Annotated in this window: 25 protein-coding genes; 13 read left to right on the top strand and 12 right to left on the bottom strand. The window is 66.1% G+C overall.

The window, feature by feature from the left end:
- Positions 1 to 37: 37 nt before the first annotated feature.
- From ASE69_RS19745 to ASE69_RS19715, 7 genes are all read right to left on the bottom strand, one after another.
- A complete protein-coding gene (locus tag ASE69_RS19745) occupies positions 38 to 790 on the bottom strand; it encodes a phosphoadenylyl-sulfate reductase (protein ID WP_056490525.1) in 753 nt (250 codons plus the stop codon).
- Positions 783 to 1,223 carry a DUF934 domain-containing protein gene (locus tag ASE69_RS19740; RefSeq protein WP_056050673.1) on the bottom strand — a complete coding sequence of 147 codons (441 nt, stop codon included), beginning with the start codon at positions 1,221 to 1,223 and terminating at the stop codon, positions 783 to 785. The genes ASE69_RS19745 and ASE69_RS19740 overlap by 8 nt, the downstream gene beginning before the upstream one ends.
- Entirely contained in the window at positions 1,216 to 2,847 is a 1,632-nt protein-coding gene (locus ASE69_RS19735; protein ID WP_056490522.1) for a nitrite/sulfite reductase, read from the bottom strand. The genes ASE69_RS19740 and ASE69_RS19735 overlap by 8 nt, the downstream gene beginning before the upstream one ends.
- Before the next feature lies 1 nt (position 2,848).
- On the bottom strand, positions 2,849 to 3,145 hold the full coding sequence (locus ASE69_RS19730; RefSeq protein WP_056490518.1) for a DUF2849 domain-containing protein: 297 nt from the start codon (positions 3,143 to 3,145) through the stop codon (positions 2,849 to 2,851).
- Positions 3,142 to 3,933 (bottom strand): uroporphyrinogen-III C-methyltransferase, encoded by a 792-nt coding sequence (cobA, locus tag ASE69_RS19725; RefSeq protein ID WP_056490515.1) that lies wholly within the window; start codon positions 3,931 to 3,933, stop codon positions 3,142 to 3,144. The genes ASE69_RS19730 and cobA overlap by 4 nt, the downstream gene beginning before the upstream one ends.
- A 235-nt stretch (positions 3,934 to 4,168) precedes the next feature.
- Complete coding sequence (gene astD, locus ASE69_RS19720; protein ID WP_056490512.1) at positions 4,169 to 5,581, bottom strand: succinylglutamate-semialdehyde dehydrogenase; 1,413 nt, start codon at positions 5,579 to 5,581, stop codon at positions 4,169 to 4,171.
- 36 nt (positions 5,582 to 5,617) lie between these two features.
- On the bottom strand, positions 5,618 to 6,979 hold the full coding sequence (locus ASE69_RS19715; protein WP_056490509.1) for a protein adenylyltransferase SelO: 1,362 nt from the start codon (positions 6,977 to 6,979) through the stop codon (positions 5,618 to 5,620).
- Positions 6,980 to 7,016: 37 nt separating this feature from the next.
- Here ASE69_RS19715 and ASE69_RS19710 point away from each other — a divergent pair, with 37 nt between their 5' ends.
- The 3 genes from ASE69_RS19710 (at position 7,017) to ASE69_RS19700 (ending at position 9,942) form a co-directional block, all read left to right on the top strand.
- Positions 7,017 to 7,898: an alpha/beta fold hydrolase gene (locus ASE69_RS19710; protein WP_056490722.1), complete on the top strand. Its 882-nt coding sequence runs from the start codon at positions 7,017 to 7,019 to the stop codon at positions 7,896 to 7,898.
- Between the two features lie 59 nt (positions 7,899 to 7,957).
- Positions 7,958 to 8,716, top strand: a complete 759-nt coding sequence (locus ASE69_RS19705) for an SDR family oxidoreductase (protein WP_056490506.1) — start codon at positions 7,958 to 7,960, stop codon at positions 8,714 to 8,716.
- A gap of 116 nt (positions 8,717 to 8,832) precedes the next feature.
- A complete protein-coding gene (locus ASE69_RS19700) occupies positions 8,833 to 9,942 on the top strand; it encodes a glycosidase (RefSeq protein WP_056490503.1) in 1,110 nt (369 codons plus the stop codon).
- A gap of 112 nt (positions 9,943 to 10,054) precedes the next feature.
- Here ASE69_RS19700 and ASE69_RS22280 read toward each other — a convergent pair whose 3' ends face one another.
- Entirely contained in the window at positions 10,055 to 10,351 is a 297-nt protein-coding gene (locus tag ASE69_RS22280) for a hypothetical protein (RefSeq protein WP_156362430.1), read from the bottom strand.
- A 232-nt stretch (positions 10,352 to 10,583) separates the two neighbouring features.
- Between ASE69_RS22280 and ASE69_RS19690 the strand changes: the two genes are divergently transcribed.
- From ASE69_RS19690 to ASE69_RS19675, 4 genes are all read left to right on the top strand, one after another.
- On the top strand, positions 10,584 to 11,732 hold the full coding sequence (locus ASE69_RS19690; protein ID WP_056490719.1) for a glycosyltransferase: 1,149 nt from the start codon (positions 10,584 to 10,586) through the stop codon (positions 11,730 to 11,732).
- Positions 11,733 to 11,801: 69 nt separating this feature from the next.
- On the top strand, positions 11,802 to 13,205 hold the full coding sequence (locus ASE69_RS19685; RefSeq protein WP_056063082.1) for an NAD(P)H-dependent flavin oxidoreductase: 1,404 nt from the start codon (positions 11,802 to 11,804) through the stop codon (positions 13,203 to 13,205).
- Positions 13,206 to 13,458: 253 nt separating this feature from the next.
- Positions 13,459 to 14,097 carry a LysE family translocator gene (locus tag ASE69_RS19680; RefSeq protein ID WP_056490497.1) on the top strand — a complete coding sequence of 213 codons (639 nt, stop codon included), beginning with the start codon at positions 13,459 to 13,461 and terminating at the stop codon, positions 14,095 to 14,097.
- A 167-nt stretch (positions 14,098 to 14,264) separates the two neighbouring features.
- Complete coding sequence (locus ASE69_RS19675; RefSeq protein WP_156362429.1) at positions 14,265 to 14,510, top strand: hypothetical protein; 246 nt, start codon at positions 14,265 to 14,267, stop codon at positions 14,508 to 14,510.
- Between the two features lie 147 nt (positions 14,511 to 14,657).
- Here ASE69_RS19675 and ASE69_RS19670 read toward each other — a convergent pair whose 3' ends face one another.
- Entirely contained in the window at positions 14,658 to 14,849 is a 192-nt protein-coding gene (locus ASE69_RS19670; RefSeq protein WP_056490494.1) for a hypothetical protein, read from the bottom strand.
- Positions 14,850 to 14,939: 90 nt separating this feature from the next.
- Positions 14,940 to 15,938, bottom strand: coding sequence for a 2-hydroxyacid dehydrogenase (locus tag ASE69_RS19665; RefSeq protein WP_056490491.1), 999 nt, complete (start codon positions 15,936 to 15,938; stop codon positions 14,940 to 14,942).
- Between the two features lie 115 nt (positions 15,939 to 16,053).
- Here ASE69_RS19665 and ASE69_RS19660 point away from each other — a divergent pair, with 115 nt between their 5' ends.
- On the top strand, positions 16,054 to 16,554 hold the full coding sequence (locus ASE69_RS19660; protein ID WP_082453266.1) for an SH3 domain-containing protein: 501 nt from the start codon (positions 16,054 to 16,056) through the stop codon (positions 16,552 to 16,554).
- A 121-nt stretch (positions 16,555 to 16,675) separates the two neighbouring features.
- On the opposite strand, the gene ASE69_RS19655 is transcribed toward ASE69_RS19660, so the two are convergent.
- Positions 16,676 to 17,038 (bottom strand): endonuclease domain-containing protein, encoded by a 363-nt coding sequence (locus ASE69_RS19655; protein WP_321163592.1) that lies wholly within the window; start codon positions 17,036 to 17,038, stop codon positions 16,676 to 16,678.
- Positions 17,039 to 17,130: 92 nt separating this feature from the next.
- Positions 17,131 to 18,324, bottom strand: a complete 1,194-nt coding sequence (locus ASE69_RS19650) for an acetyl-CoA C-acyltransferase (protein WP_268795513.1) — start codon at positions 18,322 to 18,324, stop codon at positions 17,131 to 17,133.
- 88 nt (positions 18,325 to 18,412) lie between these two features.
- On the opposite strand from ASE69_RS19650, the gene ASE69_RS19645 reads away from it, so the two are divergent.
- The 5 genes from ASE69_RS19645 to ASE69_RS19625 all read left to right on the top strand — a co-directional run bounded on the left by ASE69_RS19645 (position 18,413) and on the right by ASE69_RS19625 (position 26,404).
- Positions 18,413 to 18,664: a hypothetical protein gene (locus ASE69_RS19645; protein ID WP_165895429.1), complete on the top strand. Its 252-nt coding sequence runs from the start codon at positions 18,413 to 18,415 to the stop codon at positions 18,662 to 18,664.
- On the top strand, positions 18,657 to 19,412 hold the full coding sequence (locus ASE69_RS19640; protein WP_056490480.1) for a prepilin peptidase: 756 nt from the start codon (positions 18,657 to 18,659) through the stop codon (positions 19,410 to 19,412). The genes ASE69_RS19645 and ASE69_RS19640 overlap by 8 nt, the downstream gene beginning before the upstream one ends.
- Positions 19,409 to 19,843 (top strand): hypothetical protein, encoded by a 435-nt coding sequence (locus ASE69_RS19635; RefSeq protein ID WP_056490478.1) that lies wholly within the window; start codon positions 19,409 to 19,411, stop codon positions 19,841 to 19,843. The genes ASE69_RS19640 and ASE69_RS19635 overlap by 4 nt, the downstream gene beginning before the upstream one ends.
- A 94-nt stretch (positions 19,844 to 19,937) precedes the next feature.
- Positions 19,938 to 22,136, top strand: coding sequence for an autotransporter assembly complex protein TamA (locus ASE69_RS19630; protein ID WP_056490476.1), 2,199 nt, complete (start codon positions 19,938 to 19,940; stop codon positions 22,134 to 22,136).
- Positions 22,136 to 26,404 (top strand): translocation/assembly module TamB domain-containing protein, encoded by a 4,269-nt coding sequence (locus tag ASE69_RS19625; RefSeq protein ID WP_056490473.1) that lies wholly within the window; start codon positions 22,136 to 22,138, stop codon positions 26,402 to 26,404. The genes ASE69_RS19630 and ASE69_RS19625 overlap by 1 nt, the downstream gene beginning before the upstream one ends.
- The last annotated feature ends 33 nt before the right edge of the window (positions 26,405 to 26,437 follow it).

The raw sequence follows: 26,437 nt of genomic DNA, 5'->3' as shown, positions 1-26,437 counted from the left end.
TCCCTCCCTCTCCCCGGAGGGGCGAGGGACTGGGGTGTCAGATCATCGGGTCGTAATCGGTGGGGGCGTGGATGCCGCATTCGACCTTGTCGAAACTCCGCCAGCGGCCTGCGCGTGGGTCTTCGCCGGGGACGACTTTGGTCGTGCACGGCGCGCAGCCGATCGAGAGATAGCCTTGCGCCTCCAGCGGATGCCGCGGCAGATCATGCTCGGCGAAATAGGCGTCGAGCTTGGCCTTGTTCCAGTCCGCTAGAGGATTGATCTTCAACCGCCCCTCATCCTCCTCGAACCGCGGCAAGGCAGTACGGGTCCCCGACTGAAACCCCTTCCGCCCCGAAATCCAGGCATCGAACGGCGCCAACGCTCGCCGCAACGGCTCTACTTTCCGCAGGTCGCAGCATCCGTCGGGATCGTACGACCACCGCAACCCCGTCTTGTCCTTGATCGCCAGCAACCGCGGATCGGGACGGAACACACGCAGGTCCGTAAACCCCAGTCTCTCCGCCAACTCGTCACGATACGCCAAGGTCTCCCCGAACATCTTCTGCGTATTCGTGAACACTACCGGCACATCGACATCGACCTGCGCGACCATGTGCAGCAGCACCGCCGATTCCGCGCCGAACGACGACACCGCGGCGATCCGCCCGCGCAACTCGCCGACGAGCAGCTCGAACAGCATCTCCTGTGCGGAGACGCCTTCGAACCGCTCCTGCATCGCCATCGCATCGGCGCGCGTGAACGCCGGCGTGACGTCGATCATGTCGAGTTGGCGCGCGGGCTCACCCATGGCGCAGCTTCCACACCGGCACCGCGCCGTCAGCCGCCTTCTGGTACGGCGTATCGTAGCGCTCGAGGCTCGCGCGCAGCACGTCGATGTCGATCGGCGCCTGCGGTGCGAAGCTGTCGAACCCACACCGCCGCATCAACGGGATCTGATCGACCAGAACGTCGCCCTGCGCGCGCAGTTCGCCGGTATAGCCCGCCTCGCGCAGGATCCGCGCGGACGAATAGCCACGCCCGTCGCGATAGCCGGGGAAGCTCACCTCGATCAGCGCAAGCTGGTCGATCTGCGGCAACAGCGCACGCGCATCGTCGCCCGCTTCCAGGCGCACGGCGGCGGCGTTGCTCTGGCCGATGAACGAGTCGAGCGTCACCGCGGGCTCGTCATGCGGCTCGTCGTCGCGGAAGCGGAGCAGCGTCTGGTCCGGATACTCAACCATAGATCGCTTCCTTGAACGTCTCGAAGCCAACGCGGCGGTAGGTATCAAGGAAGCGTTCGCCGGAATCGCGGACCTGCAGATAGCGGTCGGTGACGCGCTCGATCGCGTCGACCACGCCGTCCTCGGAGAAACCGGGGCCTGTGATCTTCGCGAGGCTCACATCCTCCGCGCCGGAACCGCCGAGCGAGAGCTGGTAATTCTCGGTGCCCTTCTTGTCGACGCCGAGGATGCCGATGTGGCCCGCGTGATGATGCCCGCACGCGTTGATGCAGCCGCTGATCTTGAGCTTCAGTTCGCCAAGGTCACGCTGGCGATCGAGGCTGCCGAAGCGCGTCGCGATCTTCTGCGCGAGCGGGATCGAGCGCGCATTGGCGAGGCTGCAGTAATCCAGACCGGGGCAGGCGATGATGTCGCTGATCAGGTCGAGATTGGCTTCGGCGAGGCCCGCCGCGTTCAAAGCGGTCCAAAGGTTATGAAGGTCACGCCTATGAACGTGTGGCAGGACGATGTTCTGGGCGTGCGTGACGCGCAGTTCGTCGAAGCTGTAGCGCTCGGCGAGGTCGGCCATTAGGTCGATCTGGTCGGCCGAGGCGTCGCCGGGAATGCCGCCGACCGGCTTCAAGCTGATCGTTACGATAGCGTAACCATCTTGCTTGTGGGTGCGGACGTTCTGGTCGAGCCAGACGGCGAAATCGGGGTCGCTGCGATCGATGTCCGTGCCAGCGTCCGTGTCGAACGCTGGCGCACCGAAGTGGCTCGTGATGCGCTCCAACTCAGCCCGCGGGGGATCGAGCCCAAGGCCCTTCACCGCGGCGAACTCCTCCTCGACCTGACGGCGATATTCGTCGGGGCCGATCTCGTGGAGCAGGATCTTGATTCGCGCCTTGTAGATGTTGTCGCGGCGGCCGTAGCGATTGTAGACGCGCAGGCACGCCTCGAGATAGCTCATCAGGTCGTCGGCGGGGACGAAGTCGCGGATTTCGTGGCTGATCATCGGCGTGCGGCCCATGCCGCCGCCGACGAAGATCTTCGCGCCGAGTTCGCCGTCACGGACGTGCAGCCCGATACCTATGTCGTGCAGGCGCATCGCCGCGCGATCCTCGTCCGCCGCGATCACGCAAATCTTGAACTTCCGCGGCAGGTAGGTGAATTCCGGGTGGAACGTGCTCCACTGCCGGATCAGCTCGGCCCAGGGGCGCGGGTCGGCGACCTCGTCCGCGGCGGCGCCGGCGAACTGGTCGGAGCTGATGTTGCGGATGCAGTTGCCACTGGTCTGGATGGCATGCATCTCGACAGTCGCCAGCTCCTGGAGGATGTCCGGGGTCTGGTCGAGCTGGATCCAGTTGAACTGGATGTTTTGCCGCGTGGTGAAGTGGCCGTAGCCGCGATCGTACTTGCGCGCGATGTGGCCGAGTATCCGCATCTGGCGGCCATCGAGCGTCCCGTACGGCACTGCGACACGCAGCATGTACGCGTGCAGCTGGAGGTACAGCCCGTTCATCAGCCGCAGCGGCTTGAACTGGTCCTCGGTCAACTCGCCCGAAAGACGGCGGCGGACCTGATCGCGGAATTCGTCGACGCGCTGGTCGACGATCGCCTGGTCGTATTCGTCGTATTTATACATGTCAGATTACCCAGCTGCCGGCGTTGGGGTCGGCGGGTTTGAGGGTCAGGTCGGGCCGCATCGTCGGGCCCAAAGCGCGGATGCGGTCCTTGATGTGGGCGGGGCGGGGGCCTTCATCGGTCTGCGTCGCCTCGATCAGATAGGGCACGTTGACGCGACGCGCGCCTTCCTCCTCCTGGAGGATGGACTCACCCGCCACGCCGACGTCAGCCGCATCCTCGATATGGCGCGACCAGCCATTGCCGGTCCACCAGACGACATCGCCGGTGGGAAGGTCGTTTCCGGTCAACAACTTCATGCGGCGGCGTCCTCTGCTACGCGGGCCCAGCGGGCGAGTTTGTCTTCGGCGTCCGACAGTTCGACGACCTCGCCGACGACGATAATCGCCGGGCTTTTCACCGCCTCGCGCGTGACCATCGCGCCGAGATCGGCAAGCAGCGTTCGGATCGCACGGCTACCCTTGAGCGTGCCGCGTTCGAGCACGGCGACGGGCATGTCGGGCGCGACGCCGTCGGCCATGAGCTTGTCTGCGATCTCGGTTGCCGTGGCGATGCCCATGTAGATGACCAGCGTACGACCTTGGCCAGCAAGCCCCGACCAATCCTGTTCGGTCAGGCCCTTGCACTGGCCGGCGACGAAGCTGACCGCGCTCGAATGATCGCGGTGGGTGAGGGGGAGCATCGCTTCGGCGGCACAGCCTAGTGCGGCCGAGACGCCGGGGATCACCTCGACGGGCAGGCCGGCAGCGCGGACCGCCTCGACCTCTTCGCCGCCGCGACCGAACACGAACGGATCGCCGCCCTTGAGGCGAATGACGATCGCGCCGGTCTTCACGTGCGCGATGATCAGCGCGTTGATCGCTTCCTGCGGTAGCGTGTGGCGCGCGCGCTGCTTGGCGACCGAGATGCGCTGTGCCGAGGGCGGCGCGATGTCGAGGACGCGCGGGTCGATCAGCCCGTCGTGCACGACGACGTTGGCGGTCTTCAACGCCTCGACCGCGCGAACGGTGAGGAGTCCGGGATCGCCCGGGCCCGCCCCGACGAGGATGACGCGCCCGCGGGCGGTGGGGTCTAGGAGGCTTGCCATGCGACCGGAGATGGGCGGATGGGCGCTGTGCTGCAACCGAATGATGCTTTGGCGGGATGTAGGATTGCTTTCGTGGCAGGGCATGTTGATCGTCGAATCGACCGATCCTCCCCCGCTAGGGGGAGGTGGCTGGCGCTTGCCAGACGGAGGGGGAGGGCCGCGATAACCTCTGCTCTGTGTCCTCCCCCTCCGTCGCTTCGCGCCACCTCCCCCTGGCGGGGGAGGATCGAAGGTCTCAGCCGTCGGCAAGGCCGATGCCGATCGACGCACGCGCGCTCTCGGATTCGCTGCTGACGACCGGGTAGGCGCAGTAATCCGCGGCGTAATAGGCGCTTGGGCGGTGGTTGCCCGACCAGCCGATGCCGCCGAACGGCGCGCCCGACGAGGCGCCATTGGTGGGCTTGTTCCAGTTGACGATGCCGGCGCGGATGTTCGCCCAGAACCGGTCGTAGAGCGCGGGCGTCTGGCTGATCAGCGAAGCGGACAGGCCGTAGCGGGTGTTGTTCGCCTCGGCGATCGCGGCGTCGAAATCGTCGACGCGGACGACCTGCAGGATCGGGCCGAACAGCTCGATATCGGGGCGGTCGGCGATGTCGGTGACGTCGATCAGTGCAGGCTTCAGGAACGGCAGGTCCGCGACCGGGCGTTCGAGATGACGGATCGGGCGGCCACCGCGTGTCATCAGTTCGAGGAAGCTCTCGGTCAGCTGCTCGGCGGCTTCGTTGTCGATCACCGGGCCCATGAACGGGGCGGGGTTGGCGTGCGGCTCGCCGACGATGATCCGTCCGACCATCTTGTCGAGCGTCGCGATCAGCGGGTCGTACAGCTTCGTGTCGACGATCAGCCGGCGCGCGGCGGTGCAACGCTGGCCGGCGGTGGTGAAGGCGGACTGGATGATCAGCACGGCGGCGGTGTGCAGATCGGGCGCGTCCCAGACGACGATCGGATTGTTGCCGCCCATCTCGAGCGCGAGGATCTTCTCGGGCTTGTCGGCGAACGCGCGGTTAAGCGCGAGGCCGGTGCGCGCCGAGCCGGTGAACAGCAGCCCGTCGATATCGGGGTGCGCGGCGAGTGCCTTGCCCTCGTTGGGGCCACCGATGACTAAACGAATGCACTCGGCCGGTACGCCTGCGGCGCGGAAACATTCGACGAGGAACGCGCCGACCGCAGGGGTCTTTTCGGATGGCTTGAAGACCACGGCGTTGCCGGCAATCAGCGCGGGGACAATGTGGCCGTTGGGCAGGTGCGCCGGGAAGTTGTACGGCCCGAGCACGGCCAGCACGCCGTGCGGCTTGTGGCGGACGGCGATCCGCGATCCCATCGTCGCTTCGAGGCGGCGCTGCGCGGTGCGATCGGCATAGGCGCTGACCGAGATGTCGACCTTGGCGATGACCGTCTCGACCTCGCCGCGCGCTTCCCAGATCGGCTTGCCCGTCTCGCGCGCGATCAGGTCGGTGAACGCGTCGTTGCGCTGGCGGACGATGTTGGCGAAGCGCCGCATCGTCTCGATCCGGAAGGCGAGTGGTTTCGACGCCCAGCTCGACCAGCCGGCGCGCGCGCAGGCGACTTCGGCGTCGACGTCGCCGATTGGGTGGCGCCAGAGGACCGCACCGGTGGCTGGCTCGTAGGAAATGATCTCGTCGGACATGGTGCCGCTCTTGCCCCAAATCGGGTTTGATTCCAATTAATCGGCTAGTGCCTGGCTCATGCCGCGGATCACGGCCACTTTTGCATTTAGGGCTGTCCAGTCGTCGTGCTCAGCGATCGGGGCCCAAATCGCTTCGACCTCGTCGATGAGCATGCTGCATGGCTCGCCCGACCAATAGGGGTGCGAGCGGTCTTTCCGGGGTTCGTAGGACGCGAGTGCGGCGCGGACTTCGGCCCAGGGTTCGTCGTAGGTGCCGGGCAACTCTCCACCGAACGCGTCGAAGAAGAACCGGTCGATCCCGCCGCCGGAGGTGCGGAGCGCGCGTTCGGTGGCCTGGACGAGGTCGCGGTCGGTATCCGGATCGCGCGGGCGGACGCCGAGGCGCCAGAGGATCGCCTGCGTGACCTCGGGTTGGTAGCGCGGGCCGAACTGGTCAAGTGCCGCCACCAGCGGGTCGCTCTCGGCGATCTGGCGGAGTGCCACCGCGAGTTGCATCACGTCCCAGTGAATTGCCTCGGGCTGGCGGCTGAACGCGTAGAGCCCCTGATGGTCGAAATAAGCGGCGGTGAAGGCCGGGTCCCAGGTCGGGGCGAACCGCCACGGGCCGTAGTCGAAGCTTTCTCCGGTGACGTTGATGTTGTCGGAATTGAGCACGCCGTGGACGAAACCCGCCGCCATGTAGCGCGCCGCGAGACGCGCGGTGCGGCCGACGACGAGGTCGAGCAGGCGGACCGGATCGTCGTTGTCCTCGTCGTAGAGGTTGCGCAGCGTGTAGCCGACGAGCTTGCGTAAAGCCGCTTCATCGCGGTGGTAGGCGAGACGCTGGAAGCTGCCGATGCGGACGTGGCTGTGGTTGAGGCGGACGAGGACCGCCGAGCGCGTCGGGCTGGGTTCGTCGCCACGTTGGAGTTCCTCGCCAGTCTCGATCAGCGACAGCGTCCGCGAGGTGGGGACGTTGAGCGCTTCGAGCATCTCGGTCGCGAGGATTTCGCGCACACCGCCCTTGAGTGTGAGGCGACCGTCCCCTGCACGGCTCCACGGCGTCTGGCCCGACCCCTTGGTCCCGAGGTCCATCAGGCGACCTCGGTCGTCGCGCATCTGCGCGAAGGTGAAACCGCGGCCGTCGCCGAGATCGGGGTTGTAGTTGCGGAACTGGTGGCCGTGGTAGCGGAGCGCGAACGGCTGGGGGAGCGTGCCGGGGAGCGGCTCGAACCGGCCGAAATGACGTGTCCATTCGTCTTCGGTGAGCGCGTCGAGACCGATCTGCGCGGCGGCGCGATCGTTGCGGAAGCGCAGCCTCGTCTCGGGGAAGTCGGCGGGCGCGACGGGATCGAAGAAGCCGTCGCCGAGGTCGAGGAGCTTTGCTTCGGGGCGATAGGCTTGCGGGGAGATAGGCATGCGGCGATATGGTGGCCACTACCCGAAGGACGCAACCATGGCCGCTTACGAAAACCTCTATTGGTGGTCCAACGACGGGCTGAGACTCCACGCGAGGGACTATCCGGGGGGCGCGGAAGGGCAGTCGCCGATCATCTGCATGGCGGGGCTGACGCGGAATGCGCGCGATTTCGATGCATTGGCGGCCAGGCTGGCGGGGCGCTGGCGCCTGATCGCGGTGGACTTTCGCGGGCGGGGCGAGAGCGCCTACGCGAAGGACCCGATGTCGTACGTGCCGCTGACCTACGTGCAGGACGTCGAGGCGTTGCTGACCGACCAGGGTATCGATCGGTATATCGCGTTCGGCACGTCGCTGGGCGGGATCGTGACGATGCTGATGGCCGGGCCATCGCGCGGTCGGATGATGGCGGCGTTGCTCAACGACGTCGGCCCGGAGATCGACGCGCAGGGCCTGTCGCGAATCCGCGGCTATGTCGGCAAGGCGAGCGTTTTCCCGACCTGGATGCATGCAGCCCGCTGCGTTTCGGAGAACAACGCCGACGTCTATCCCGACTGGCAGATCGAGGATTGGCTGGCGATGGCCAAGCGGCTGTACCGGCTCAACAGTTCGGGGCGGATCGTGCTCGATTACGATCTGAAGATCGCCGAGCCGTTCCGCGTGCCGGGGAACGAGGCGGGGCCTGACATGTGGCAGGCGCTAGGCTCCCTGCGCGATGTGCCGACGCTGATCGTGCGCGGGGGGCGATCGGACCTGCTGTCGGCGGCGACGGCGGAGCGGATGGCGGCATCGCTAGATCAGGCGGAACTGGTGACGGTGCCGGGTGTCGGCCACGCGCCGACGCTAAGCGAGACGATGCTGCAGGAGCCGATCGACCGGTTGCTGGCGCGCGCGCTTGAGGGGGCGGCGATCCGCGCTTAGGGACATCCGGCTGGGACTGCGCGTTTGGCGTCGACCTTACTGACAAGCCGGGAAACTCGATGACCGAACGCGCCGACCTGCATACGACCGCCCGCCCGCTCAAGGGCCGCCGCGCGATCATTACCGGGGGCACGACCGGGATCGGCCGGGCGATCGCGGTCATGCTCGCCGCGAACGGCGCCAAGGTTTACGTCTGTGGGCGCGACGAGCGCTATCTGCAGGACGCGCTCGCGCACATCCGACAGGTCGGCGAGGGCGACGGGATGATCACCGAACTCGCCGATCCCGACAAGGTCCGCGCGTTCTTCGATGCGGGCGAGGCGTATCTCGGCGGGTTCGACATCACCGTCATCAACGCCGCGGTAGCGGCCGGTGGCCTGACGCAGATGACCGAGGACGAGCTTCGCTACGCGATCGCGGTCGATTTCACTGCCTATCTCCTCAGCGCGCATCATGCGGCGCACCGGATGACGCCGATCGGCGACATGGTCATCATTGGCTCGCTGAGCGCGCATATTCTCGGGCCGAGCTCGACGGTGTATGCCGGTATCAAGTCCGGGATCGCGGGTTTTTCGGAAGCATTGCGGCGCGAACTGGGGCCGAAGGGGATCCGGGTTTCGCTGGTCGAGCCGGGCAAGGTCGGGTCGGACATGCAATATCCCGACGTGCCCGACGACAAGCAGCGCCAGATGATCGAGGCGGAGCAGATGCTGCGCGGCGAGGACATCGCGGCGGGGGTCGAGTTTTTGCTTACCCAGCCGACGCGATCGGTAATCCAGCAGATCGTCATCGTCCCGCGGGCGCTTGAGGGGGAATGATCTTCCCTCCAAGTTCCCCCGCGGAGGCGGGAGCCCAGGATACCATAGGGCGGCATTCATGACCCTGGGCCCCCGCTTTCGCGGGGGAACACGGCATACTCACCAAGGAGAATAGCATGTTCGATCAGCTCGTCTTCACCCCCGCCGACATCGACCTGTCGCGCTCGCCGCTGGCGGGGAAGGTCGGCGCCGAGACCTATGTGCTCGGTGCGTTCAATCCGGGGATGACGCGATTGGCGAATGGCAATCTGCTGTTGATGGTGCGCGTGGCGGAGGCGCTGAAGAAGCCGATCAGGGATGGCAACGTCCATGCGATCCGCTGGGAAGACGGCGCGTATGTGCTCGACGCTTGGCCGCTGACGATGGTGGATACCAAGGATCCACGCAAATTCCTGATCCCCGGCGGCGGGTGGAAGGTGATGGCGCTGACCTCGCTGTCGTGGCTGCTCCCGGTCGAGCTCGAGCCTGAGGGCCGCTCGGTGGTCGCGGTGCATTACGACAAGGCGATCGCGCCGCGGACGTCGTACCAATGCTACGGCGTCGAGGATGCGCGGATCTCGAAGGTTGGGGATCGGTATCTGATGACCACCTGTTCCGTAAGCCCGGAGCGGCATTCGACGACGTTGTATTCGTCCGCCAACGCGCTCGACTGGCAGCTCGAGGGAATCGTGCTCGATCACCAGAACAAGGACATGCTGATCTTCGAGGGCCTGATCGGTGGGCAGTATTGGGCGCAGACCCGGCCGCTCGGCGACCTGTATTTTGCCTATCCGCCGGGTAGCGAATGGCGCAGCGGGCCGTCGATCAACCTGTCGCGCTCGCCCGATGCGCTGCACTGGAAGCCGCATGACAAGCCCGGCATCCGGCCACATTCGGCCACCGTCTCGACCGCGCGGATGGGTGGCGGCGCGCCTCCGATCCTGACCGATCGTGGCTGGCTGACGCTGTGGCACGGGGTGGAGCCATCGGGCGTGGTCGGCATCTACCGAACCTATTGGTCGATCCTAGACAAGGAGGACCCGTCGATCACCGTCGCGACCGAGCACACCGCATTGCTGGAGCCGAACCCGGCGCTGACTGAGCCGCTGAAGGACAGCATGTACCTCGACAACGTGGTCTTCACGACGGGCATCGCCGACGCGGGCGACTTCTACGTGGTGGCTAGTGGTGAGGCGGATCTGGCATGCCGGATCACGCACATCGCCAAGGAAGTGTTCGCAGGCTGAGTGCTAGCCAGGAGGGAGGACGCAGCGCGCGGCCTCCCTCTTGGAAAGTCGGATCAGCAGCGGCCGAACGACTTCGAAACGACGACATGCCCGGCGACCGAGATCGTGACCTTCACGCCGGTAGGGGTGCCCCATGTCGTGCAGATGTCGAGGCAAGCCTGCGCTGCGGTTCCGCTGGGGAAATCGACGGAATGGGCAGGCAGATCGAGCCGAACCCTAGTGGCAGATTGACGCAGACCTGTCCGTTGTTGACCGTGACGCTGATACACCCGCCGGCTAGTACCAAGGCGCCGCCATTGGAAACGTCGGTCTCCGCACTAACCGAAGCAATATTGGCCGACTTTGCATGTTGCGCAGCGGCGTCGAGAGCACTCTGGATCTGTTTTGGATCGAAATCATAGGCAGCCATAACGGTCATCCTTTTATTGCCGGTATTCAGGTCCAGCTGTTTTACGGGCCAGGTCGCATAAGGCTCAACGTGAACATTGTCCGTTTCGCTTGGCTATCGATGCAAAGACTTGGATGAATGGTCCGATTCGACGGCAATATTGTACCGATGCCGATTGTGTTGCCAGCGCTGGCGCACGGTAAGTCCGCACGCGCCCTTGAAAGCGCTCGCGAAAATCGGCATCGCGTCGGCCATGGCCGCTCCCGTCAACATCCTCCACCTCCACTCCTCGTTCGACCTAGGAGGGAAGGAGGCGCGCGCGGTTCGGCTGATGAATGCGTTCGGCGATCGCGCGAAACACACCATCGTGTCGGGCGTGCCCGATGCGCTGAGCGCGCGGGACTCGATCGCGAAGGGGGTGCGCTACGAGATCGCGCAGAACCCGCCGCCGCTGACGGGCAAGCCTTCGGTCGCGCGCTACGAGGCGATCGCGCAGTATATGCGGCGGTTCGATCTGGTGCTGAGCTATAATTGGGGTGCGATCGACGGGGCGATGGCGCGGCGCGCGTTCGCCAAGGGATCGCCGCCGCTGGTGCATCACGAGGATGGCTTCAACGCCGACGAGGCGAACGGGCTCAAGATCGAGCGCAACATCTATCGGCGGCTCGCGCTGGGCGCTGCGCATGCGTTGGCGGTACCCTCCGAGGTGCTCGAAGGCATCGCGCTGAAGACCTGGAAACAGCCGCGCGAGCGGGTCCACCGGATCGTCAACGGGATCGGCACCGCCTATTACGCGCAGAAGCCCGAACCCAAGGCGATCCCTGGATTTACCCCCAACGCCAAGGAAGTCGTGATCGGCGCGCTGGCGGGCCTTCGAGACGTGAAGGACCTGACTGCGCTGGTGCGTGCGGTCGGTGGCGTTTCCGGGCGGGTTCGCCTCGTGATCGTCGGGGAGGGGCCGGAGCGCGCGAACATACTGCAGGCCGCCGCGGCGATGGGGATGGCGGACAAGCTGGTACTGCCCGGATTCCTCGATCGGCCGTACCGCTATATCGGCCATTTCGACATGCTGGCGCTGTCGTCGCGGAGCGAGCAGTTTCCGATCTCGGTGGTCGAGGCGATGGCCGCCGGCCTGCCGATCGCGAGTTACCCGGTCGGCGATATCAGGCGGATGGTCTCGGCGGAGAATTTGCCGTTCGTGACCGAACTTCCCGGCGAAGTGCGATTGCGCGATGCGTTGCAGGCACTGGTCGCCGATCCTGCCTTGCGGGCCGCGGTCGGCGCCGCGAACCAGGCCAAGGCACGGGCCGAATACGACGAAGCGGTTATGATCGCTCGCTATCGTGCGCTGTACGAGGATGCGCTCGGTCGGCCTGGCGTGCTAGGCGAACTACTAACCTAGGTCTTAATATTGCTCGCGCGTTGCGTCCTTGCGATATAGGGGGCCGTATTTTCCGGGAGAGGTGACGTCGTGTTCAAGGGCCTGAAGCCTATCGTCTATAACGGTCGGGAAGTCTGGCCTCTGGTTGAGGGCGGCAAGGGCGTCGCCGCGACCAACCACGCGTCGGCCGGCGCCTGGGCTGCGGCCGGGGGCATCGGCACCGTGTCGGCAGTCAACGCCGACAGCTACGATCCCGAAGGCAAGATCATCCCGCAGGTCTATGCGGCGCTGACCCGGCGCGACCGGCACGAGGAGCTCGTCCAGTACGCGATCGAGGGCGCGGTCCAACAAGTCGAGCGGGCGTACGAGATCGCTGACGGCAAGGGCGCGATCAACATCAACGTGTTGTGGGAAATGGGCGGCGCGCAGCGGATCCTGCACGGCGTGCTCGAACGCACCCGCGGCAAGGTGGCCGGCGTCACCTGCGGTGCGGGCATGCCGTACAAGCTGTCCGAGATCACTGCGTCCTACGGCGTCAGCTACCTGCCGATCGTCAGCTCCGGCCGTGCCTTCCGCGCGCTGTGGAAGCGCGCCTATTCGAAGGCAGCCGAGTGGCTTGCTGCGGTGGTGTACGAGGATCCGTGGCTCGCAGGCGGGCATAACGGCTTATCGAACGCCGAGGATCCGTTGAAGCCACAGGACCCGTATCCGCGCGTGAAGGAACTGCGCGACGTGATGCGCGAGGGCGGCATCAGCGATGACGTGCCGATCGTGATGGCCGGCGGCGTCTGGTATCTGCGCGACTGGAACGACTGGATCGACAATCCCGAGCTCGGCACCATCGCGTTCCAGTTCGGCACGCGGCCGCTGCTCACGCGCGAAAGCCCGATCCCGCAGGGCTGGAAGGACGCGTTGACGCAGATCGAGGAAGGCGACGTGCTGCTGCACAAATTCTCGCCGACCGGCTTCTATTCGTCGGCGGTGCGCAACCCGTTCCTGCGCTCGCTGGAAGCACGCTCCGAGCGCCAGATCGCCTTCTCGACGCAGGAGGCTGGCGATCATGTGTTCCAGCTCGACGTTGGCGTGAAGGGCAAGAACTTCTGGGTCACGCGCAACGACCTGCTGCGTGCGCGGCAGTGGTTCGGCGAGGGCTATACCGATGCGCTCAAGACGCCGGACAACACGCTGGTGTTCGTTAGCCCGACCGAGAAGGGCATGATCCGCAAGGACCAGGCCGACTGCATGGGCTGCCTGTCGCAATGCTCGTTCTCGAGCTGGGCGGATACCGAGACCAACTCGACCGGACGCCTCGCCGACCCGCGCAGCTTCTGCATCCAGAAGACGTTGCAGGACATCGCACATGGTGGGGACATCGACCAGAATTTGATGTTCGCGGGGCATGCGGCGTATAACTTCAAGAAGGACCCGTTCTATTCGAACGGCTTCGTGCCGAGTGTCGGGCAGTTGGTCGATCGGATCTTGACGGGGGATTGAGGCGAGGGTGGCCGCGCGTCGATGATGTCGAACCTTTGATAGCGTCGGTTGTGCGACACCTCGTGCCCTGGGACAGATCTGCGCTTATCGGTTGGAACCAACCGAAGCTTGTTTCCCCGCAAAGGCGGGGACCCAGTCTGGGCTCCCGCCTTCGCGGAAGAACAAGGAAGAGCAGGCCGTCGTTCGAATGCGGCCGTCCTGCTTCGACAAGAGCCGCACTGAACAAGTCGGCGACTAGGAATAGGGAATACCTATGACGCTACACGCCTGGTGGCTGTTCGTAGTCGCGGTGTTCCTCCTATGCGGGACTCCCGGACCAAACATGCTGCACGTCATGACGCGCAGCATCGCCTTCGGCGCGCGGCGTAGCGTCGCGGCGATGGCGGGGTGCCTGACCGCGCTGGTGCTCGTGCTGGCGGCGTCGGCGGCGGGCGTGTCCGCGTTGCTCACGGCATGGCCGCGGGTGTTCGACGCGCTGCGTTATGCCGGCGTCGCATATCTGATATTCCTCGGGATTAAGGCGTGGCGAGGGGCGGGGTCTCCGATCGACGTCGGCGACGATACAACGCCGGTGGCACTTCCCCCGACCGTACCGGCGTGGCGGCTGTATCGCGGCGGGTTCGTGATCGGGATCAGCAACCCCAAGCTCCTGCTGTTCGCCGCGGCATTCCTGCCGCAGTTCGTCGACCGCGCCTCCCCGCAGGCACCGCAGTTCGCGATCCTCGTGGCGACCTTCGCGGTCGTCGAAAGCTTTTGGTACGGCGTGTATGCAGCCGGTGGGCGGACGCTCGCGCGGTATCTGACGCGCCCTGCGTTGCGACGCGCGTTCGACCGCGTGACGGGGGCGATTTTCATCGGGTTTGGGCTCGCTTTGCTGCGGGTGCGAGCATAGCGAAAGCGTGCCGCGCCATTGCCGTTCGGAGCGATAGCGCGCATAGCTGATGCATCGCGGCGCTTCGTACGGGCAGGCTGCGACTGAGAGATGCTATGCGCTCGCGCTCCGAGCCGGGAATGCCGCATGACGATCTATTCTACCCTCGCGCCATCAGGGGCCGCAGCGTGACGACGGGCACCGACACGGTCGTGCCGATCTCGCGCGCCGTCAACGTCAGCGTCGAACAGCCTCAGGTGGTGGCGATGTGCAAGAAGCATGACGCGATCATCAGTGCGATCGAGACGCTGCCATCAGGTGGCACGCGCGTCGTGCTGATGAACAGTGCCGATGCCGCGAAGATTATCAAGGCGTTTGGGTCGAAGGTTCTGACCGGAAATGTCGCGCGGACGCACTGGATGCGCGCGGTCTAGGACTGAATGTTTGATCCTCTCCCGTCAGGGGGAGGTGGCTGGCGCTTGCCAGACGGAGGGGGAGGACACGGAACGGATGTTTCGCTTTCCTCCCCCTCCGTCACCTTCGGCGCCACCTCCCCCTGGCGGGGGAGGATCGTCCATCGGTCAGTCGGCGACAGTGCCGACGACCGCGCCACCAGCGCCGCCAACGGCTGCACCCTTTTCGACGCTACCACCGGTCGCGGCGGCGACGCCTGCGCCACCGGCTGCACCGATGCCTGCGCCCGTGAGCGTCGAGCATGCGCTCATCGAGACGGCGGATGCGACCAGCAGGGCGGAAACGGCAAACTTCTTCATCTTGGATACTCCTGTCTCTCCGGGGGTATCCGACAAATGCTGCACCGCGGCATCGGTTCCGAAATATTGATGCAGATTGTGTTGGCGAGATCAGATCCAGCCGTCGAGGACCTGATCCGGCGGGCGATGGCCATCCGCCCACATCCGGATATTCTGGATGACGCGCTCGCCCGATGCCATCCGGCCTTCGAGCGTCGCGGAGCCCATGTGCGGCAGCATTACAACGTTGGGCAGCGCGAGCAGCCGCGGATCGATTGCCGGCTCGTGCGCCCATACGTCGAGCCCGGCGCCAGCGAGCTTGCCCGCCTCCAGCGCATCGACCAGTGCGCCCTCGTCGACGATCCCGCCACGCGCGGCGTTGATCAGGTACACATGCGGCTGCAGCAGCGCGATCCGGCGGGCGTCGATCAAGTCGCGGCTGTCGGCATTCAAGGGCGTGTGGATCGTGACGATGTCAGCTGCCCCGAGCATGTCGTCGAGCGATGCATGGAAGGTGGCGGCGAGTTGCGCCTCGCGGACCGCGGGCAGGCGGGTGCGGTTATGATAATGGATCGTCAGCCCGAACGCGCGCGCCCTCAGCGCGACCGCTTGGCCGATCCGACCCATCCCGACGATCCCGAGCGCCTTGCCGCCGATCCGGTGGCCGAGCATCCCGCCCGGGCTCCAGCCATTCCACTGGCCCGATCGCACCAGCTTCTCGCCCTCCGCCAGACGCCGCGGTACCGACAGGATCAGCGCCATCGTCATGTCGGCGGTGTCCTCGGTGAGCACCCCCGGCGTGTTGGTGACGATGATCCCGCGCGCGCGCGCCGCCTTCAGGTCGATATGGTTCACGCCCGCACCGTAGTTCGCGATCAGCTTCAGCCGGTCGCCTGCGCCGGCGATCAGCGCCGCGTCGATGTCGTCGGTCACGGTTGGCACGAACACGTCGCAGTCGGCCATCGCCGCGGCAAGCTGCTCGCGGTCGAGCTTGGTGTCGGCGCGGTTGTTCTGCGTGTCGAACAGCGCTTCCATCCGATCCATCAGCGTATCGGCCAGTTCGCGGGTGACGACAACCTTGGGGTTCGGACAGCGGCGTGTGTCGATCATGCGACCGGCTTGGCGAAGCCGCTCCTGCCCGTCAACGTCCCGTCACCGTCGGGGCCGCAACTTCGGTTGAGGAAAGAGGTTCGTCGCGATAGGAGTTCGGCTCGCCAGTTAGGACATGACCATGCGCATTTTCGCCGCCGCGCTTTCCGCTCTTGTTGCCGCCGCGCTGGTGCCCGACCCGGCGACCGCAGCCGACGCGACGAAGAAGAGCGTGCCATATTACGCGTCGATCTCGGCGTCGCGCGCGCGGATGCGGACCGGGCCGGCGCGGACCTATCCGGCGAGCTGGCTGTATCAACGCCAGGACCTGCCGATCAAGGTGGTCGCGATCTTCAAGGAGTGGCGCAAGGTCGCTGATCCCGATGGCACGGAAGGCTGGATGCAGGCGAATCTGCTCAGCGGCACGCGCACCGCGATCGTCCACGGCGCGGGGCCGGTGGAGATGCGCGAGAAGCCCGTCTCGTCCGCCAAATTGCTGTGGCGTGCAGCGCCCGGCGTGGTCGGGCGGCTGAGCCAGTGCGGCAATGGCTGGTGCAGGATGGACGTGAAGGGGCAGGCGGGGTTTGTTGCGGTTGGGGGGCTTTGGGGTGTCGAGGCTGGTGAAGTCTTGCCTTGAGGGTTGAGAGGGCTGTTTTGGTGGCGGCGTCGCATGATGCGGAAACCGACCCACCCCCGGCCCCTCCCTTCCAGGGAGGGGGGAGAAGGGGAGGGCGCCATAGGGTTGGTCTTCTGACTTGTTAGCTCCCCTCCCTGGAAGGGAGGGGGTGGGGGTGGGTTGGCCGCCGAAGACGGACAACGCTTGCCAGGATCGTCTCGGCTACGCCGTCTGGATTGCGGGCAACGTCCGAGTTCCAGAACCGGATTACCGTCCAGCCGAGATCTTCCAACCGCCGGGTCCTCGTCGCATCACGAAACGAGTCGATATGTTGGCTCCCGTCAAATTCGACGGCCAGCCGCACCTCCCGACACGCCAGATCGACGATGAACCTCTCCACGACCAACTGTCGCGTGAACCGCGGGCGGAAATATGCGACCTTGTGCCAGATCGCGATCTCCGCATCCGTCGGATGATTGCGCAGCTCCCGAGCGCGTCGCGTCATTTCGGGGGGAACGCGCGGCATCCTGTGAGACTGCGCTTGCGCGCTGCCGAGAGCAACCCACCCCCGGCCCCTCCCTTTAGGGAGGGGGGAGGTCAGTTCATTAGTTCCACTGCCATCGCGGTCGCTTCGCCACCGCCGATGCAGAGCGAGGCTAGGCCGCGCTTCTGACCAGTCGTCTCTAGCGCCGACAGCAACGTCGCCAAAATCCGCGCACCGCTCGCGCCGATCGGGTGGCCCAGCGCACAAGCCCCCCCGTGAATGTTCACCTTGTCGTGCGGCAAGCCGAGGTCGCGCATCGCGATCATCGCGACGACGGCGAAGGCTTCGTTGACCTCGAACAGGTCGATGTCCGACGCCGACCAGCCGGCCTTCTCCATCGCCTTGCGCATCGCGAACACCGGCGCGGTGGTGAACAGGGCAGGCGCGTGGGCGTGCGCGGCATGCGCTACGACGCGCGCGATCGGCGTGACGCCGAGCCGCTCGGCGACGCTCGCCCGCGTCATCACCAAGGCCGCAGCGCCGTCGGAGATCGACGAGGCGTTAGCGGCTGTGATCGTGCCGTCTTTCGAGAAGGCAGGCTTCAGCGTCGGGATCTTGGCGACGTCGCCCTTGGCTGGCTGCTCGTCGAGCGAGACCGTGGTCGTGCCCTTGCGACCGGCAATATCGACGGAAACGATCTCGCGGTCGAACGCGCCGGACTTCTGTGCACGCTGTGCCCGGTGCAGCGAGTCGATTGCGTAGTCGTCCATCTGCTTGCGCGTGAACTGGTATTCGTGCGCAGTGTCCTCGGCGAAGTTCCCCATCAGCTTGCCGGGTTCGTACGCATCCTCGAGCCCGTCGAGATACATGTGGTCGTACATCCGGTCATGCCCGATCCGCGCGCCGCCGCGGTGGCTTTTCGAAAGGTACGGTGCGTTGGTCATGCTCTCCATGCCACCCGCGACGAGCAGGTCGACCGAACCGGCCGCGAGCGCATCGGCGGCTAGAATCGCCGCCTGCATCCCCGAACCGCACATCTTGTTGACCGTCGTCGCCTCGACATGATCGCCAAGCCCGGCATTGATCGCCGCCTGTCGCGCCGGCGCCTGGCCTAGCCCGGCGGGGAGCACGCAACCCATGTAGATCCGCTCGATCTCGGCCGCCGACACGCCCGATCGCGCGACTGCACCGCGCACCGCGTCGGCGCCAAGCTGCGTCGCGGTCGCGCCGGCGAGCGCGCCCTGGAACGATCCCATCGGCGTGCGCGCGTAGGACAGGATGACGATGGGATCTCGATCGACGGCCACTTCACTCTCCATATATTCTTCTGCCCCCGTATCTGGGGTTGATGTGCGGCAATACAAAGCACTGCGGGATGCGCCTAGACCTCCCGTCATGGAAACACTCATCACGACGCTCAAATGGTGTGCAGCAGGGTCGGGGGTGATCGCCGCGTTCATGGTGTCGCTCGACTTCGGGCGGCGCGTGACTGGGTGGGGTTTCGTGCTGTTCGTCGGCTCGTCGATCGCGTGGCTGAGCGGTGCGGCCTTGACCGGGGACTGGGCGCTAGGCACGCAGAACATCGTGTTGTTCGGGATCAACCTCCTCGGCGTGTATCGCTACCTGGTGCGGAAAACGGGTGTCTGAGGCTGCGTTCTGGGCGGTGCTGCTGGGGGTGCTCGGAGCGATCATCGGCAGCTTCGTCGCGGCGCTGGTGACGCGCTGGCCCGACGGGCGATCGGTGATGCAGGGGCGCTCGGCGTGCGATGGCTGCGGGCGGACTCTCCGCGCGGTCGAGCTGGTGCCGCTGCTGAGCGCGCTAGTCCTGCGCGGCCGGTGCAAAGGGTGCGGCGTCGCGATCAGTCCGGTGCATTGTCGGATCGAGTTGGCGGGGTTGGTGATCGGCTTGGCAGCGGGGATCGTCGCGCCGGGGACGGTCGGCATAGCAGGCGCGGTGTTCGGATGGCTGTTGCTGGCGTTGGCGAGCCTCGACCTCGTCGCATTCTGGCTGCCCGATCGACTGACGATCCTGCTGGCTGCGACCGGACTCGCCAGCGTCGCGTTCGGTATCGACCCACCGCTTCAGGAACGGCTGATCGGCGGTATCGCGGGGTTCGGCACGCTGTGGCTGGTCGCGTTCGGCTACCGACATTTGCGTGGCCGCGACGGCATGGGCGGGGGCGATCCGAAGCTGTTCGGTGCGATCGGGCTGTGGCTCGGGTGGCAGATGTTGCCCGCCGTCCTGCTGATCGCGAGCATGATCGGGCTCGGCGTCGTCCTTGCCGCACACCTCAAGGGACGCAGCATGGCGGCGGACACCGCGCTTCCATTCGGCGCGTTGCTGGCGATCGCGGCTTATCCCGCGTGGCTGTTCATGATAGGCGTGACGCCATGATATCGCTCGCTCTTATGCTCGCGCTGCAAGCCGCGACGCCTGCGCCAGCTGCCAATTCAGGTCCGGGTCCCCTCGGCGCGATCGGCCAGCAGAAGCTCCCCGCCAAGGGGTGCGCCGCGTATCTCTGGAACATGGATGCCGGCCGCCAACTCGTCGCGATGGCGACCGCCGACCCCGCGCAGATCCGTCTCGCGATCGATGGCAAGACCTCCGACTACGCGATGACGACCCAGTCGCCTGCGATCGGCTTCGGCTTTGGCGGCGTCACGCAGTATCGCGGCGGCGACGTGACCGCGACGCTCGACATGGCGGTCGCGGTCCGCGCCGACATCTCGGCGGGCGCGACCGTGACGTCGGCGACGCTACGGATCGACCGTCCCGGGCGCGATACTGTCGTCATGCCGGTCGGTGGCCTAATCGGCTGTGTCTGAGGTTAATTTTTGTGAAACCAAGCCGTCCTATGTGCGTTACGTGGACGAAGATGGGGGTGAATCGAGCACGATCGCTGCCTGTAAAGGGGATCGTGTGACAGCTTCTAACAGCCGGCATCATTGGCTCGCTCTGGCGTTGGTAGCGTCGACAACGGGATTCGCGGGCGTCGGTTCCGCGCAGTTGGTGAAGCCTGGTACCGCCCCAGCCAAGGGTCCCGATGCGCCCAAGCCAAGCGATCAGCCGCAGTCGAACGATCCGCGTTCCGACGCGCCGATCGTGCCCGACGCCGAGTTCGACAGCGCGTTGCCGCGGTTGAGCGGTGACCTGAATGCGCCGCTCGAAGCGATGGCGCCGCTGCCCGCTCCCTCGACGCAAACACCGGCAACACCCGCCACTGCGACAGCCCCCGCGACAACGCTGGCGGGCGACGTCCTGCCGCCGACCGGCCCCAGTGATCCGCAACTCGCGCAGCCGCTGACGCCATTGTCGAGCTTCGACACGACCCCGCTTCAGACCGCGGCGGACATCAAGGACAAGGACGCGCCCGAGATCCGCTACGAGACCGCGACCAAGGGTCTAGACAAGGCGGGCGACGGGCTCGAAGGCGAATACAAGGCGCTGTCCGCGCTCGCCGAGGGCAAGGGCAAGGCCGCGAACGCCACGCAGGTCGCAGCGCGTGCGCGTGAGGACGAGGCGCTGGCGGTGCGGCTGTTGAAGTCGCTCGGCTATTACGATGCGACCGCGATCTCGACGATCGAGACGATCCCCGATGCCGACAAGACCAAGCCCGCGCGGCTGAAGGCGACAGTCAGCGCGCAACCCGGCCGGCTCTATTCGCTGTCGTCGATCACCGTGAAGGCGGACGCGACGACGCCCCCCGACCTTGTCCGCACGCAATTGCCGCTGAAGGTCGGCGATCCGATCGAGGCCGCGCGGATCCAGGGCGCGGAGGCGAACGTCAGCCTGACGCTGCCGCAGCAAGGATATCCGTTCGTCAAGGTCGGCGAGCGCGACATCCTGCTCGACGACCAGACCCCGACCGGCGCGTACACGCTGCCCGTCGATACGGGACCGCGTTCGTCGTTCGGGCAGCTTCGCACCGAAGGCGATCCGGTGTTCAATCTCGAGCATCTAAACCTGTTCCCGCGGTTCAAGTCGGGCGAACTCTACGACAACCGGATGACCGACGACCTGCGCGATGCGCTGGTCGCGACGTCGCTATTCTCGACGGTGTCTGTCGAGCCGGTGCGAACGGGTACGATCAATCCGGATGGCACCGAGCAGGTCGACCTGCTGGTGCGCCAGAGCGAGGGGAAGCCGCGCTCGCTCGGCGGCAATGTCGGGTTCTCGACCGGGCAGGGCTTCCGCGCGGAAGGCACGTGGCAGCACCGCAACCTGTTCCCGTATGAGGGCGCGCTGATCGGATCGGTGATCGCGGGTACGCAGGAGCAAGGTGTGTCCGGCACGTTCCGCCGCGCCAACGCTGGTCGCCGCGACCGCACGTTCAGCCTGACCGCGGGCGCGAACCATTCGAATTACGACGCCTATGACGCGTTCACGACCAGCGTCGGCGTCCGCTGGAGCTATGATTCCACGCCGATCTGGCAGAAGCCGCTGACCTATTATTACGGCGGCGAGCTCGTCGGTACGAACGAGAGCGTCTATGATTTCGGTCGCGGCGAGAACGTCCGGCGCACCTACGGCATCGTCGCGCTGCCGGGCCAGGTGAAGTTCGACCGCTCGGACAGCCTGCTCAACCCGACCAAGGGCTATCGCCTGACGCTGAACCTCAGCCCCGAGACGTCGGTCCAGGGTTCGGTCAAGCCGTACATCCGGACGATGATCGAGGGGACGTTCTACTACCCCGTCTCCAGCAGCATCGTCATCGCCGGGCGCGCCAAGGCGGGCTCGATCCAGGGCGTCTCCCGCGACGACCTTGCGCCATCGCGGCGCTATTACGGCGGCGGCGGCGGATCGGTGCGCGGTTACGGATACCAGCGGCTCGGGCCATTCGATCCCAACGGCGATCCGGTCGGCGGGCGCTCGCTCAACGAATTCGCGCTCGAGGCCCGCTACCGGTTCGGCGATTTCGGCATCGTGCCGTTCATCGACGCCGGCAACAGCTATGAGAGCAGCACGCCGAACCTGTCGTCCCTACGCTACGGCGCGGGCATCGGCGGGCGCTTCTATACCAGCTTCGGCCCGATGCGTTTCGATGTCGCGACGCCGCTGAACCCACGCGAGGGCGACGGCAAGATCGCCCTCTACATCTCGATCGGGCAGGCATTCTGATGGCCGAAAACGGCACTCCACCTGTTGAACAGGGCCCTGCTGAGCGGGACCAGTTCGAGCAGACCGAAACGGTGATCGTCGAGCGGCGCCCCCTGTGGCAGCGCATCCTGAAATGGCTCACGATCCTGATCGTGAGCCTTGTCGCGCTCGTCCTGATCGTGCTGTTCGGGATCAACACCGATCCGGGCCGGCGGCTCGTCGCGGACCAGATCGGCGGCTACACCACCGCGTCCGGCCTCAACATCAAGGTCGGCCGGATCGACGGTTCGATCTACGGCGCGATGACGTTCAGCGACGTGCGCGTATCCGATCCCAAGGGCGTCTTCCTGACCAGCCCGAAGCTCGCCGTCGACTGGCGCCCATTCGCGTTCGCCAAGAACCATGTCGACGTGCGTTCGCTGACCACGCCGCTGGTAACGTTGCAGCGCCGCCCGATACTCAACGCGACGCCGACCGATCCCAACGCGCCGCTGCTCCCCGATCTCGATATCGACGTGAACCGCCTGGTGATCGACCGCTTCCTGATCGCCAAGCCGGTCACCGGCCAGACGCACATCGTCAAGATCAACGGCGCGGTGCACATCGCCGACAAGCGCGCGCAGTTGACTACCAACGCGACCGCACTGACCGGCCCTGGTATCGCCGGCGGCGACCGCCTCGTGCTGAAGCTCGACGCGGTGCCCGAGCAGAACAAGCTCGACGTCAATTTGAAGCTGACCGCACCGGTCGGCGGCGTCGTGTCGACGATGGGGTCTTTCAAGGCGCCGCTGACGGCAAGCGTCGACGGACGCGGTAGCTGGGCCTCGTGGCAGGGTCGCGCCGTCGCAACACTCGGCGGCGGACAGCTGGCGAACCTCGGCCTGACCGCCAAGAACGGCCATATCGAAGTGCGCGGTTCGACGCGTCCCGGCCTGTATCTCGAAGGTCCGGTCGAGCGCCTGACGTCGCCGCAGTTGGACGTGGCGATCGATACCACGCTCAACGACCGCAAGGCCGACACGCGGATGACACTGAAGTCAGACGCGCTGGCGGTCGACGCCGGTGGTCTGATCGATCTCGCCAACAGCCGTTTTGGTAATTTCGCGGTCAACGCGAAGCTGCTGACGCCCGGCGCCATCCTGCCGAACCTGCGCGGTCGTGATGTCACGGCGCGCGTCGTGCTCGACGGTGCGTTCGCGACGCCGACAGTCGACTACAAGGTCCGCGCGGCGACGATCGCGTTCGGCGACATGGGCGTCGAGAACCTCTACGCCGAGGGTCTCGCGCGCGTGAACTCGGACCGTATCCTCGTACCGATCAAGGCGCGTGCACGTCGCGTGACGGGGCTCAATGCCGCCGTCGGCGGGCTCGCGACCAACGTCGCGATCGACGGCGACTTCGCGATCTCTGGCGTCAACGTCCTCTCCGACAACCTCAAGATCCGTTCGGACAAGATCGATGCGACCGCAGTGGTCGTCGCGAACATGGCGACCGGGCGTTACACCGGCGCGCTGAAGGGGCGGATCAACAACTACCGCGTCGACGGGATCGGGATCGTCAACCTGACGACCGATGCCAAGCTGGTACCGGGCCCCAACGGCGGCTTCGGGATCACCGGCCGCGTCGTCGCCCAGACGTCGCAGATCTTCAACGAAGGCGCGCGCAGCTTCCTCGGCGGCAACGCGATCGTCCGCTCGGACATCGGCTACAGCCCCGAGGGAATCGTCACCTTCCGCAATCTGCGCATGAACGCGCCACAGTTTCGCGTCACGCGTGGCGAAGGTCGGTTCGATCCGGCCACCGGCGCCGTGCTGGTGGATGCCGATGCGTATTCGACCGCATACGGCCCACTGTCCGCCCGCGTCACGGGCAGCGCGACCGCACCGGTCGTCGTCCTACGCGCGCCGCGTCCAGGGGTCGGCGTTGGCCTCGTCAATCTCAACGCGCGGATCGTTGGCCGTGGCGGCGCCTATGCCGTCACCGCGAGCGGCGGTACGAACTACGGCCCATTCACCGCTGACGTGCTGGTCAAGCCGGGCGCGCAACTCGCGGTCGACGTCCGCCGCGTGGTGTTCGCCGGGATCGTCGGCAGCGGCCGCATCGTCCAGACCGCGGCCGGCCCGTTCGCGGGCGCGCTCCAGTTCGCCGGGCAAGGCCTGTCGGGCAACGTGCGCCTCGCCAATCAGGGCGGCTATCAACGCGCCGACGTCGCAGTCCGTGCCAACGGCGCCAAGATTCCCGGCATGGTCGACTTCACCATCGGCCGTGCGATCGTCAACGCCACCGCGGTGCTGACGCCGACGCCACAGATCGTCGCCGACGCACAAGTCGCCGACATGCGCTACGGTGCGATCGTCCTCTCCGCGGCACGTGCGAAGGTGAACTATGTCGGTGGCAACGGCACCGCACAGGCGCTGCTGACCGGCTCCAACGGCGTACCGTTCCGCCTCGCGGTCAACGCCAAGCTCAGTCCCAACAACTACCTCGTCGCCGCGCAGGGCCAGGCAAACGGCATCGACTTCCGCACCGTCAATCCGGCGCGCATCCAGGCGGTGAAGGGCGAGTATCGCCTGTCGCCGACCCGGATCGACTTCGGTGGCGCAGGCGGTGGCTCGGCGCGCCTGGCGGGCAGCTACGGCCGCGGTACGAACGCGCAGGTCCGGCTCGATCGCCTCGACCTGTCGACGCTCTCCGCTCTGGTCCCGAACCTCGGGATCGGCGGCAAGGCGACCGGCAGCCTCGACTTCTCGCAGGCAAACTCGGCCGCACTGCCGACCGCCGACGCGCGTGTGACCGTCACCAACTTCACCCGTTCGGGTCTCGCCGCCGTCTCCGATCCCGTCGACATCGTGTTTGCAGGCACGCTCGGCGGCGACGGCGCGACCGGTCGTGCGCTGGTCCGTCGCGGGACGTCGGTCATCGGCCGCATGGTCGCCAACCTCCGGCCGCTGCCGGCCGGCGACGGCTCTTGGAGCACGCGTCTGATGGCCGCGCCGCTTTCGGGCGGGATTCGCTATAACGGCCCTTCGGCAGTGCTGTTCAGCTTTGCCGCGATCCCGAACCAACAGCTGTCGGGGCCGATCGCGGTCGCCGCCGACTTCTCCGGGCGTTTGTCCGCGCCACAATTGAACGGCGTCGTCCGCGCGGACAACCTGACCTACGACAACGAGACCTATGGCACGCGCCTGTCGCAGATGCGGATCGCCGGGCGGTTCTCGAACACCGACCTGCAACTGACCCAGCTCAATGCGAAGGCCGGCGATGGCACCGTGCAGGCGCAGGGCAGGATCGGGTTCGCGGCGGATAGCGGTTTCCCGATCGATATCCGCGCGACGCTGAACAATGCGCAGCTTGCCAAGAGCGACGCGATTAGCGCGACCACGACGGGCACGGTCCACCTTACCAACGGGCGCAATGGTGGACTGATCCAGGGCGATCTTCAAATCCCCGAGGCACGCTACCAGATCATCCGCCAGGGCCAGGCCGAGGTTCCCGAACTGACCGGTGTCCGCCGCAAGAGCGACATCCGCACGCCGGTTTCGACCGATCGCTCGGACGTGCCTGCGATCGGCAAGTTCAAGCTCGACCTTCGTGTCCGGGCGCCGAACCAGCTGTTCGTCTCGGGCATGGGCCTCGAGTCCGAGTGGGAGATGGACATGCACATCGGCGGCACGTCCGCCGCGCCGATCGTCACCGGCGGCATGGACGTGGTCCGCGGCACCTATTCGTTCTCGGGCAAGCGGTTCGAGGTGAACAAGGGCCAGATCCGCTTCCGCGGCGGTGCGCTAACCGATCCGGACATCAACATCCAGGCGACCACGACTACCAGCGACATAACCGTCATCATCAACGTGACGGGTACCGGTCAGCGTCCACAGATCGCGTTTACGTCGACCCCGGTCCTGCCGCAGGACGAAGTGCTTAGCCGCCTGTTGTTCGGGTCGAGCCCGGCCAATCTGTCGGCGACCGAGGCGATCCAGCTGGCGTCCGCACTGAACTCGCTGCGCGGGTCGGGCGGGGGGGGGCTGAACCCGCTCGGCAAGCTCCGCTCGGCGACCGGGTTCGATCGGCTGCGCGTCCTCGGCGCCGATCAGGCGACCGGGCGTGGCACCAGCCTCGCGGCGGGCAAGTACATCACGAAGAACATCTATGTAGAGATCGTGACCGATGCGAAGGGGTTCACCTCGACGCAGCTCGAGATCGCGCTGACCAAGGCGCTCAGCCTGTTGTCGGCCGCGGGATCGAGCGGCGGGCAGAGCGCGAGCGTGAAATATACGAAGGACTATTGAGTAAAGATCACAACAGGATAGGTTCGGTTATGA

It is taken from the genome of Sphingomonas sp. Leaf208 (genome assembly GCF_001421415.1).
In the GTDB taxonomy this organism is placed as follows: Bacteria; Pseudomonadota; Alphaproteobacteria; order Sphingomonadales; family Sphingomonadaceae; genus Sphingomonas.
This window is presented reverse-complemented; position numbering and strand designations above follow the sequence as displayed.